Annotated in this window: 9 protein-coding genes; 4 read left to right on the top strand and 5 right to left on the bottom strand. The window is 48.7% G+C overall.

Going from position 1 to position 11,802, the window contains the following annotated elements; translation table 11 throughout:
• The first annotated feature begins 144 nt into the window (after window positions 1-144).
• On the top strand, window positions 145-2,631 hold the full coding sequence (locus H6G50_RS22320; RefSeq protein WP_190721500.1) for an HDIG domain-containing metalloprotein: 2,487 nt from the start codon (window positions 145-147) through the stop codon (window positions 2,629-2,631).
• Window positions 2,632-2,793: 162 nt separating this feature from the next.
• Here H6G50_RS22320 and H6G50_RS23940 read toward each other — a convergent pair whose 3' ends face one another.
• Window positions 2,794-3,450, bottom strand: a complete 657-nt coding sequence (locus H6G50_RS23940) for a DVUA0089 family protein (protein ID WP_199303375.1) — start codon at window positions 3,448-3,450, stop codon at window positions 2,794-2,796.
• Window positions 3,451-3,869: 419 nt separating this feature from the next.
• Here H6G50_RS23940 and H6G50_RS22310 point away from each other — a divergent pair, with 419 nt between their 5' ends.
• Together H6G50_RS22310 and H6G50_RS22305 are read left to right on the top strand one after the other, a co-directional pair.
• Window positions 3,870-4,517, top strand: coding sequence for a hypothetical protein (locus H6G50_RS22310; RefSeq protein WP_190721498.1), 648 nt, complete (start codon window positions 3,870-3,872; stop codon window positions 4,515-4,517).
• Between the two features lie 26 nt (window positions 4,518-4,543).
• Window positions 4,544-5,890 carry a Mur ligase family protein gene (locus H6G50_RS22305; protein ID WP_190721495.1) on the top strand — a complete coding sequence of 449 codons (1,347 nt, stop codon included), beginning with the start codon at window positions 4,544-4,546 and terminating at the stop codon, window positions 5,888-5,890.
• Between the two features lie 209 nt (window positions 5,891-6,099).
• Here the strand turns inward: H6G50_RS22305 and H6G50_RS22300 are convergent, their stop codons facing one another.
• The 4 genes from H6G50_RS22300 to H6G50_RS22285 form a co-directional block, all read right to left on the bottom strand.
• Complete coding sequence (locus H6G50_RS22300) at window positions 6,100-7,464, bottom strand: 16S rRNA (cytosine(967)-C(5))-methyltransferase (protein WP_190721493.1); 1,365 nt, start codon at window positions 7,462-7,464, stop codon at window positions 6,100-6,102.
• A 343-nt stretch (window positions 7,465-7,807) separates the two neighbouring features.
• A complete protein-coding gene (locus tag H6G50_RS22295) occupies window positions 7,808-9,481 on the bottom strand; it encodes a phosphatidylglycerol lysyltransferase domain-containing protein (RefSeq protein WP_190721491.1) in 1,674 nt (557 codons plus the stop codon).
• A gap of 6 nt (window positions 9,482-9,487) precedes the next feature.
• Window positions 9,488-10,042: a DUF1003 domain-containing protein gene (locus tag H6G50_RS22290; RefSeq protein ID WP_190721489.1), complete on the bottom strand. Its 555-nt coding sequence runs from the start codon at window positions 10,040-10,042 to the stop codon at window positions 9,488-9,490.
• Between the two features lie 85 nt (window positions 10,043-10,127).
• The gene (locus tag H6G50_RS22285; protein ID WP_190721487.1) at window positions 10,128-11,018 is read right to left on the bottom strand and encodes an alpha/beta hydrolase-fold protein; all 891 of its coding nucleotides are present in this window, start codon (window positions 11,016-11,018) and stop codon (window positions 10,128-10,130) included.
• A gap of 300 nt (window positions 11,019-11,318) precedes the next feature.
• On the opposite strand from H6G50_RS22285, the gene H6G50_RS22280 reads away from it, so the two are divergent.
• Window positions 11,319-11,798 carry a DUF4168 domain-containing protein gene (locus tag H6G50_RS22280; RefSeq protein WP_190721484.1) on the top strand — a complete coding sequence of 160 codons (480 nt, stop codon included), beginning with the start codon at window positions 11,319-11,321 and terminating at the stop codon, window positions 11,796-11,798.
• Window positions 11,799-11,802: the final 4 nt, after the last annotated feature.

Raw genomic sequence — 11,802 nt, 5'->3', positions numbered from 1 at the left:
ATGGATTGGGTCAGTCTTATGCTGGGCATTCTAGCAAAGAATGTTAGATTAATACAAAGCCGTCCTAGAAGGACGGGGTTTTAAACCCAATTTTTCGATAAGCTAGGTGGCATTTTACGCGCTATAACGGGTTGGGGCATTGTTATGAAAAGCTGGAACGCACTGACCGAGCAGATTAAGGGGTGGCATCAGCGCTCGCAGCAGGGCAACGGCTCGCTGAGCAAAAAATTAGCTTTCTTAGAAAGCGAAAAATTGAGATTGAAAGGATCGGGCAAGGAAGCCCTCTGTTCGCCAACTTCGCGGCCGCATAACTCAAAAATTCCCGCTCCTGCGATCGCGGCTTTTGCAATCTTATCCTTAACCAGCGCGATCGGCTACCGCTTCTACAATCAGCCCCAACTTAAAGAAGGAACTTTCGCCCCAAAAACACTGATTGCCAGTCGGGATGCAGTCGTAGAAGATATCCAAACGACGGAAGCCAAGCGCAAAGAGGCCCAAACGGGCATCATTCCCGTTCTTAAAATTGATTCCGCGATCGACCAACGGATCTACGAACGCTTTGACGAGCGGATTGGCGAAGTCGATCGCTTGCGGGAGATTGCCGGAAGCGTTCCTTTCGCGAGCGAATCGCTGTTGTCTTTATCCAATCAGCAATCGCTGCGACGTTTGGATGAAAAAGATTGGCAGGCAATGGTAGCAGCAATCCGAAGGAATGCCGCCGTACCGCCCGCTTTTGGTGGGTTAGTCGTGCCGGAATTCAGCGACGGAAGCGCGATCGCGCAGCTTCAGGCTTACGCACGACAAGCCGGATCGGTTCAACTCGAAGACGCGATCGCGCGTATCGAGAAAGCCCGCAGTCAATATAAAATCGCGCTTTCTACCCTCGAAGGGAAAACAGAAGACAGTTTCGCGGTTGGCGAGCGCCAAGCCTTGTTAGATATCGAAGACAGCGCTTGGGAATCCAGCAAACAAGTAATGCGTCTTGCCCTACAACGCATTTTAGTGCAAGGGATTCCCGAAGGGTTGCCCGAACAGATTCAAGAACAAACTGCCCTCATTCATTTGAGTGGGGAAATTCCCGATGGTGCTTTGGAAACCGGCGTGCGATCGCTGCTTGCGGTTTTAGAGCCAAACTTAACTCAAGATCTCGATGCCACTAAAATCCTTGCAGCACAAGCCGCGAGAAAAGTCAAGCCTGCGATTTACGAAGTGAAAAAGGGAGAGATTATCGCGCGCGAAGGCGAACTCATCGGACGGCAGGAGTTCGTATTGCTCGATGAATTGAAACTGAGTCGGCGCGGCGTGAATTGGCGGGGGCTGATGCTGAGTGCGCTCTTGGCGAGTAGTTCCTTTGGGCTGCTGATTTTCGTTCGGCAACGCCTCAATTTGCGCCTGCGCAGTCGCGATCGCATCCTCATCTGTTTGTTAAGTATCAGTACCCCGTTACTGGTACAGTTTAATTTTAAATACCTCAATCTCGCCGCGATCGGTTTATTAGCGAGTAGCTTTTATCATCCGACCCTCGCGATCGCGCAAGTTCTCGTAGTGAGCGGTTTGACAGCTTTCAGCGCCCTCACCCCAGAAGGCGTAACGAGCGTCCCTTGGGAATACATTATCCCCAGCGCCACCGGGGGTTTAGTCGCTGCATTGGTGGCGGGGCGGTTGCGCAGTCGCGAGGACTTAGCGCTATTAGGCGGTGCAATTGGCTTGACGCAAGGTAGCATTAACCTGCTCGCTACTTTGATTGTCAGCGCCACTCCCGGCACGATTTGGACGGTGGTATTGCCGGGAGCGTTGATTTACGGTTTGTCGGGCGTGGCGTGGTGGATTGTCGCCCTCGGGCTGTCCCCTTACTTAGAACGAGTGTTCGATCTGGTTACGCCGATCCGATTGGCAGAACTGTCCAATCCCAATCGCGCCTTACTCGAACGGCTAGCGACAGAAACCCCCGGTACATTCCAGCATACGCTCTTCGTCGCTTCCCTAGCTGAAGCTGCCGCGCGCGAGTTGCGCGCCAACGTCGAACTGGTGCGCGCCGGTACGCTATACCACGATATTGGCAAGATGCACGATCCGCTGGGATTTATTGAAAATCAGATGGGCGGCCCCAACAAACACGATACAATTAACGACCCTTGGAAGAGTGCGGAAATTATTAAAAAGCACGTCAGTGAGGGACTAGCGATCGCGCGCCGGTATAATCTGCCTCAAGCCATTCGCGATTTTATCCCGGAACACCAAGGAACGATTTTAATTTCTTATTTTTACCTGCAAGCGCAGCAACGCGCCCAGCAGGAGGGGAAAACGGTATCAGAAGCCGATTTTCGCTACGCCGGACCGGTTCCGCAATCGCGAGAAACGGGGATTGTTATGCTGGCGGATGCTTGCGAAGCCGCGCTGCGATCGCTCCAAGACGCGACACCGGAGCTTGCTTTAACCACAATCAAAAAGATTTTTACCGCTCGCTGGCGCGATCTTCAACTTGCTGAATCGGGTTTGAAGTTAGAAGAATTGCCGCTCGTTGCCGATGTTTTCGTGCGGGTTTGGCAGCAGTACAACCATCAGCGGATTGCCTATCCGAAAGCGGCGTTGGAAATCAAACCCGCTCCCAAATCGACGACGCGATCGTAATGTTCCCTGCGCTAAGTTTTGTTGAAGTTGCGCGTTGAAGATTACCGAAAACAAAATTACGCTCTCCTAATACCAATTCTCCGAGTTCGGACGACACATCTTGAGGGGTGAAACCCCTAATAGATCTAATTTTCTTGATTTTTAATTTTTAATTTTTAATTGCTATATATTGTTATCAGCATTCCCCTTCTTTTTGCGCTTAAGAATCGAACCTGCACCCAGCGCGCCCATCGCCGCTAAACCAACGACAGAAGTCGGTTCGGGAACGGATGTTTGTCGAGTCACCGTCACATCCCCCTTAAAGGTGAGTTGATATTTCCCAAATGTTCCGTCAAATGCTTCCCAATCCCAATCATTGTTAACTCCCCGCCGAGCTTCCGAATCGCTAAACAGGAAATCGCTGATTGCCAGAACGTAATTGCCCAAACCTAGATTCACCGATAAGAAAGAATCTTCACCAAATATAGAGCCATCTGCAACTCCATTAGAATCGTCATTCTCTGCAACAAAATTTCCCAACAGTCCTAAACTTCCCTTCGCATCAAACTCGTATAGTCTCAAGTAGGTATCGAGACTACTTTTTCCAGTCAATATCAAACTATCGCCTTTAAGAACGCCGAAGGAGAGAGCGTCGATTTCGATCGCACCGGCTGTATTAACCTGTAAGTTCCAGTAATCCACGGTTACATTCCCCGCATCGTCATCGAAGATCGTTCCGTTCGCGATCGTAGCAGCACGGGCAACTTCCCCGACTCCCAGACTCAGCAGCGCTGTTCCCGCAGCCGTCAAAGCAAGTTTTTTAAAGGTTTTAGTAGGCATTGGCTTAATTTCTCTAAAATAATCAAGGTTTGCAGCAGGTAGAAGCTATCCGATCGCGCCCTTATTGAACTCTAATCCCTGCAAGGAGCGAAAGCACTCCAAAAAAATTCCGAACGCGAGCGACAGCCGCGAACACTCGGACGGTTCAGTAGATTTGACCAGAAAGCCTGGAATACTCGCCCGATATTGATAGGGTTTTAACCAACGAAAGAAGGAATGAAAGCGCGATCGTCTTAGTAAAACAAATGAATTGAAAAGATGCTAGAGTTTTTTCGGAACTTACGCAATTCGTTACACAATTCGTTCTTTTTGATGTGGAAGAACGGGCAAACCCCGCTCTCTACCGTCATCTGAGTTTGCTCCTTGACGGCAGACCGTCAAGCCGCTAATCTGCTATAGACTTCAGTTGCAAATCGATCGTGAAATTGCGTATTGTTTCCCCCGCCCTGATTTTGACGTTGCTTTTCGGAAATGCGCCCTGTTTCGCAAGTTCGCTAAAAAGTGCGCCCTCAACTGCAACGACGTTCGAGACTTTAGAAATTGCCCAGTCAGTGTGGCGGCGGTTTACCTCGCCGGGAGGCGATTTTACGATTTTAATGCCGGGTGAACCGAAGGCGACAGCGGCGAGTACGACGATTAATGATGCCCCCGTTGCGATCGTCGGCTACTTCGTCGAGCGGTATGATGATACGGTGCGCTACTTAGTGACGCGCATCGATTTTCCCAACAGCCTTGATACCAGTAAAATCGATCGCGAGCAGTTTTTGAGCGCGATGCAAAATCAAATTTTGCAGCAAACGAACGGTGAAATGTTACAGGATCGCGTGGTGATGCTGGGCAGTTATCCAGGGCGAGAAATTAAGCTACAAACCACTTCTAATAATCGCCCTTATATTGCTATCAATCGCCTCTATTGGGTCGATCGCAGCATTTATCAGATTAGCGTGACCGTGCCTCAAAATCTTGAATCTAGTTTAGCAGGAAGCAGCACGGGTTTCTTGGATTCATTTAAACTGATTCCGATCGAGCCGCCTGCTAATCCGATCGAGCCACCTGCTAATTCTTAAGAAGATTTTTTTAACAATCTACTTTCATGTCTTTCATCAATCGACTGCGCTTAGGATTTGCCGTTGGAGTTGCTAAAACCGTCACTGCTGGAGTGCGCGGGCTGCGCCTGGGGGCAGCAAGCGTTTTGCCGGGAGAAGTTGCGCGACGCATTTATCCCAACTTGCTACCGCTGCTGTTTCAGCAAGCGAAACAGGGCGTAATTTTAGTAGTAGGAACAAATGGAAAAACGACGACTTCCCTGCTATTGCGAAAAATTTTAGAGGATGGGGGCTTTCGAGTCGCTCACAATGAAACCGGCGCAAATTTAATTAATGGTTTGGTGACAGCGCTGTTAGAAGATACGAGTTTAATCGGTCAACTCGATATCGATTATGCAATCCTGGAAGTTGATGAAAATATTCTACCGTTGGTCTTGCGAGATTGTCGTCCGAGGTTAATTTTAGGGTTAAATTTGTTCCGAGATCAACTCGATCGCTATGGAGAAGTCGATACCATCAGTCAGCGCTGGAAAACTGCGATCGCGCCCCTCCCCCCAGAAACCGCGATCGTTCTCAATGCCGACGATCCCACTCTCTCTTATCTCGGTCAAAATTTAACCCAAAAAGTTCTCTTTTTCGGCTTAAGCGAACCGCAACTTTACCTCGAAGCCCTTCCCCACGCTGTCGATTCAATCTACTGTCCGAACTGCGGTCATTCCCTCAATTATCAAGGCGTTTATTTATCGCATTTAGGCGATTACGATTGTCCCGCTTGTGGATTTAAAAAGAGTCAACCCGCGATCGATAGTAAAGAATGGGGGCAAATTTTAATCGGAGTTTATAATAAGTATAACACTTTAGCAGCGGGATTAGTTGCAAAAGAATTAGGGATTAATTCTGAAGTGATTACCAAGGCAATTCAAAACTTTCGAGCGGCGTTTGGACGGGCAGAAGAACTGACGGTTGAAGGCAAGCACGTTCGGATTTTGCTCTCAAAAAATCCGGTAGGAATGAATGAAACATTGCGGGCGGTAACGCAGATCAAAGAAGCCGGAAAGTCTTCAACGACGTTAATTGTTTTAAACGATCGCACGCCCGACGGAACTGATGTTTCCTGGATTTGGGATGCAGACACGGAAAAACTCGCCTCAATGGGCGGTACGATTATTGTCAGCGGCGATCGCGTCTACGATATGGCGCTGCGGATTCAGTACAGCCAGCCGGAACTCAAAGCCGAAAAAAATGGTTTAAACTTAGTAGTCGAGGAAAACTTAGAAGACGCGATCGCGACGGCTTTAAAAACAACGCCCGCCGATGAAACCTTACACATTATCCCGACTTATTCGGCGATGCTTGAAGTGCGGGAATTGCTGACCGGAAGAAAGATTTTATAGCGTTTTTCACTTGGGTGAGGTACGGAGCGATCCCCCACGGGGCGGCGTTTAATTTCGAGATGGGGCGACTCCAATTTTCGAGGAGATCTCAAGCGCCGCCCCGTCAAAACAGCGTCCCTAAAATCCCCCTTACTAAGCGGGCTAAGTGTTTCACCTTAAGTTGACGCTAATGAACACTGTTACGCCCTTACAAAATTTAGGGATATTACCTAGAATTTCAATTGAAAGCGAGCCATAAAAAAGCCATCCATTTGGTGCTGCGAGGGCAGAATTTCAATCCAACCTTCGGGTTGCAGGAAGGGGGCAGCGGGGGAGTCTGCGGCGGGAGGATCGATGTGCCAGTCGGGATGGGTAGCCAGGAATTGACGCGCGATCGCGCTATTTTCTGGCGCGTTGAGAGTACAGGTGGAATACACCAGAACGCCGCCCGGTTTCACCCAAGTTGCAGCACTTGCGAGCAGTTCTTGCTGCAAATTTGCCAGTTCTTGCAGTTTTTGCGGGGTTTGCCGCCAGCGAATATCGGGATGGCGGTGGAGCGTGCCGAGTCCGGAACAGGGGGCATCGACGAGGACGCGATCGCTACTTTGCGCCCATTGGGGGAAATTGCGGCTGTCGCCGGTGCAAGTTTCGATGCAGTGGAGTTGCAGGCGTTGGGCGTTGGCTTCCACTTTCCGCAGGCGAGAGGCGACGCGATCGCACGCGATAATTTTCCCCCGATCTTCCATCAATTCGGCAATATGCGTCGTTTTCCCCCCCGGCGCGGCACAAGCATCGATAATCGTTTCTCCGGGCTGGGGATCGAGGCAATGAACGACTAATTGCGCGCTCGCATCTTGTACCGTCCAATGTCCATCTTTAAATCCGATTAAATCTTGAATTGCGCCGGTTTTGCCGACTAAACGTAAGGCTTGGGGTAGGGGGGGAAGGTGAGAAATTTGAGTATTTTTTTCGCTCAATTGCTGCGAAAGGGCGGCTTCAACCCCTTCGAGGGAAACGCGCACGGGATTGACGCGCAAATCGAGAGCGGGAGGTATATTAAACCACTCGCAAAGCTTCTCGGTTTCTGCTTCGCCGAATTGCTCGAGCCACAATTCAATTATCCAGTCGGGGTAGCTGTACTGAAGCCCCAACCGCTGGACGGGATTTTCGGGGAGAAGGAGCGGATCTTTGTCGCTGCGAAGATATTGGCGCAATAAACCGTTGACAACGTTAGCGAGTTTTCCCAAACGGTTGCTTTTAGCGAGTTCGACGCTGGTATTGACGGCGGCGGAGGCGGGAATGTGGGTAAGGTAGCGCAGTTGATAGAGTCCGAGATGGAGAATGAGGCGCAAGTCGGGGGGCTGCTGGCGGGCGGTTTTCTTGCCTAGGGTATCGATGAGTGCGTCGAGGGTACGCTGTCTGCGGACGCACCCATAGACGAGTTCGGTGGTTAAGGCGCGATCGCTCGGATTGGCTGAGGTTTTATGGAGGACGCGATCGAGGGCTGCATCGGTATACGCCCCGTGGCGATCGATATTTTGCAGGGCAATTAAGGCGAGTTGGCGGGCGGAGGAAGGGGTTAAGTTAGCGTTCAAAATTCGGAAGGGAGTTAGGGAAAACGAGTTGTCAATTTAGCGATCTTATCGTCTCTTTAGCGCGTCGTCGCGAATTTCTTCGCATTTTCTGCGCGATCGCGATCTCGATCTTTCCTTCATTTGAAATGGATTAATACTAATTCTCATTGAGCTTGCATTGTTCCCTAGGGTAGTGGCACAGCACTGCTATGTACCTACTAGGATTTCGTGCCAACCTAAATCTTTTTAAACGAAAAAGAACGAAGTAAATATTTACGATTTTTTGCAATTTTTTCTTTACGAAAAGACTTGACAACAGTATTATGGAAGCATGGGAAAATGTGCCGCCCTGTAGGGGGTCTTCTTAAGAACCGGGTTTAAAATAATCGAGCAAGCGATCGCCCGAATCTGCCCGAACTAACGCCACAACCACATCGGGCAAAGCAACCGTTCCCGGATAGACAAAGTAACGAGATTCCCAGCGCGGGCGAAATTTCCCTTTATAAGAATGCAGCCCTTTGAAGTTATAAAAACGGTTGAGATGTTCGTAGAGATAATTCAACCCTTTCTCTAATTTTGAGGCTTCATCCGTACCCCCGACTCCAGCGAGGGCAGATAATCCTAAATTCAAACTGCTATAACCCCGTTCTTGGAAATGCTGAAACATGGAAATGAATAAAAAATCCATTGTCCCGCTTTCAATTCCCGTTCGATGGCGCATTAAATCGATCGCGACTTCATTAAGCTGATATTCGGGAATGAGATTGGCAAAGGCGACGATTTCCCCCGTAGCTTTCTCGACGGTGGCAACTTCGCACGATCGCAAATAGTCTTCCTCAAACCAACCGAGAGAGAACTTTTTTTCTGCCCCTTGAACCTGCTGCAACCATTCATCGCTGATACTGCGGAGAACTTGGATTAGTGAATTGCTGAGGGGAGGCTGGTAAAATTGGATGCGATCGCCCACTTTCGTACAGCGATTGACAGCAGTCCGCAAATTTTGGGCAGCTTTTCCTTTGAGGGTAAAAGTATCGAGATCGACGATCGCTTCTTCGCCGATTTTGATCGCTTTAAAACCCGCATTACGGTACAGTTCGAGATAATCTGGTTGTGTTTGATAAAACGCCGGATACCAGTCGTTGCGCTGACAAAACCCTTGAAACCCCAAAATCGCTTCCATGCGGTCTTCTAGAGGCCCAATCGGGTCGCCCAGCGCGATCGCGCCCCGTCCTTTCGGCACGTAAGCAATGACGCTTTGAACTGAGGGACTGAAATAATACGCTTTATCTTCGAGTAGCGCAAACCTCGCCAAAGCAGAACGCCCGTAACGTTCCACCAACGCTTTAGCTTGCTGGCGTTCTGTGGGGGTTGCGGGTTCTCCGCGCAACAAAACCGGACGCAAGAGGAAATACAATGCAGAGATAAAAGTTACTGCGCCGACAGTATAAATAGAATTAACAAAAAAATGACCGAAGCGGGTTCGCGGTTGAACTCCAGCGTTATCGTCGAAGGAGAACATCGCCAGAGTTTTAAAGAAAGCATCGAAGAGGTTAAAATTAAGGCGATGGCTGCGATCGTGCCAATAAAAACCGATGGTTCCGTAAGCGAGGGTAAACAGTAAAGCACCCAAAAAAACCCTTGCACCTTGCGCAATGGAAGGCGGATCCGATCGCGCCGTGAAACTGTGGCGCATCGCTAGTAATTGTAGCAGCAGTACCGATGCGAGTAGACTCTCTTCGATATCTAATCCTTTGAGGAGGTGGGATGCGATCGAAATAATTAAAAGCGCGATCGCTAAAATCCAAGCAACTCGTTTGCGTCGCAGTAAATTTGTTGCCAAAGCGAGCAGAAAAAAACCGCTTAACGCTGCAAAAATATGCGCTCCTGCCCGCACTTCAAAAGGAAAAATTTCTTCAAGCCACTTAACTCGCGAAGGGAAACTAGGAGTCGCTGCGGAAATTAAATTAACAACTCCAACTAAAGCCGTAAGTCCTGCTGCACTCCAAATCCCGATCGCGGTTCGCTGTTTCTGTCGCATTAACTTTTAACTCCCTTCTTCTGTTGGAGCTAGATTCTCTTTTTCTCGATTTTGTTGTGAAACTAAAAAAGCTTCCAAACGTTCGATTTGCTGGCGCTGCTGAAGCAATAAAGTTTTGAGTTCGGCGATTTCTTGTTCGCGCAACAGATTAATTTTATCTTGCATCAACTCGATTTCTAGCTCGGATTTCAGGTTCACTTCGTAGTCGTGACGAGCTTCAGCGCGATCGATCGCCGCTTGCCGATTTTGACTCATCATAATAATCGGTGCGGCATAAGCAGCTTGAAAAGAAAGCATCAGATTGAGCAAAATAAAAGGATAGGGATCCCAATGTTGCGTGCGGGCTGCCACATTGAATAATACCCACAACATTAAAAATAGACTTTGAATAATAATAAACCTCCAAGACCCCATCACCGCCGCAAAAGCATCTGCTAAGCGATCGCCAGGGCTGACGGAAGGTTTAGGAGGATTGTGAGCGGGTTTTTGCTCTCGCAAGCGCAGTAAAAATTGATATTCTTCTTTACTGACTCGAGCGCGAAGCGGTCTTTTAAGAGACATGGTTAAGTAATGAATAATGGATGATGAATGATGAATAATGAATGGAGGAATGATGAGTGATGAATTACGAATTACGAACTACGAATTACGAATACTGTTTTCCAACATAACTTAACTGGTCGTAAAGGTGCTTGTGCCAATAGTTCCAACCCGAATCCGGGCCGACAATTCCGTGACCGCCACGATAAAGATGATACTCGTGACCGATGCCTAATTTTCGTAGCGTTTGATGAAATTGTAGCGTTGAGGCGCGAAACTCTTTATCGTCCTCACCCGCATCTAAAAATATCCGAATGTTTTGACGTTGCTGCGCCGGAATGTTAGCAATAAAAACGTTCGGACTATTTTCAGCGCCCGAACTATCCGTAAAATAACCGCTACTGCTGAAGAAAACCTGAAAATTATCCAGGTGGCGCAAGCCAATATTCAACGCTCCCCAACCTCCCGAAGATTGACCGCCTATTGCCCAAAACTTGGGGTCTTCTAGGGTACGATATCGCGACTTTACAACCGCGACTAACTCTTCACCAATCAGCGTTCCAACTTTACCGTTCGGCCCGTCAAAATAATTAGAATCCCAAAAAGGACTCGTTCCGCGCTTATCGTTACCATCGGGAGTAATTACGATCGCGGGCGGTAATTTTTTGCTGCGGTACAAATCGTGTAAGACGGAAGTTACGGCGGCTTTATCCTCATAAGCGCGCGCGTCGCCATGTCCGCCATGCAGGAGGAAAATAACGGGGTAGCGTCTCTGGGGTGAGGTGGCATAGTCGGGCGGTAAAATAACACCGTATTCTCGTACCTCTCCCATCGCTTGACTTTTAAAACTTTCGATCTGAAAACTTAAGCCAGTATCTGCTTCAATGGGGGGCGGATCGAGTTGGGGCGTACCGGCAACGAAGACATACCAGAATCCTCCACCGAGCAAGACCAGCAATGTGGAAAAACTTCCAAGCAGAAAATTTCGCCAACTCATAGAACTTTAAAGAGTATGATTTGCTATCTGGAGTTTAAACTAATACTGCTTGGGAGAATTAAAAATTAAAAATTAAAAATTCAAGATGTTGACTCAGGGCCATTTCAGCAATAAGCTAAAGCGCATTTAAATTGGGTAGACCCAATCTCCCCCTCACCCTCTCACCCTCTCACCCCCTCACCCCATCTCCCCCTCTTCCTTCGGATGCGCGGCGGAACTTATTGCGACTAAAATAATTCAGAAAAAGTGTATTCCCCTGAAGAGTAGAGTATCCATCCTTTCGTCGGTCAATTTTTCAATATGCTCGCAACCCTATTGTTACCCTCTCGTACCCGCCAAGCCATTAACCGTGCCGTTCTTGTCGGTGCGATGACGGCAGGCAGTTTGTTTCTGAACCTCATACCTGCAATTTCAGGGTCCTCGCATCGCCTTAGCTTCCAAACTTCGGCTTACGCGCAATCGATAAACCAAGCGGAGATTACGAACTACGCTCGCGCTGTACTGGCAATGGAACCCCTGCGCCAAGCCACTTATGATGATATTAAGCGTATCGTCGGTTCCGGTGACGTTCCTAATATCGTTTGCAGCCAGCCTTCGAGTTTTAGCAGTCTGCCGGGAAATGCTCGACAAATTGCGGTGAATTATTGCAATAAATCGCGGGAATTCGTGCGTTCCAGTAATTTGACTGTCGAGCGCTTTAATGAAATTACCGACTCACTGGGGTCAAATGCCGATCTCAAGCGGCGTATTCAGAATGCCATGATCGAACTTCTACGCTAAGGTT

The sequence above is a fragment of the Oscillatoria sp. FACHB-1406 genome (assembly GCF_014698145.1).
Taxonomy (GTDB): domain Bacteria; phylum Cyanobacteriota; class Cyanobacteriia; order Cyanobacteriales; family Spirulinaceae; genus FACHB-1406.
Note: the sequence above shows the minus strand (reverse complement) of the source record. Positions and strands in the feature narration are given on the sequence as shown.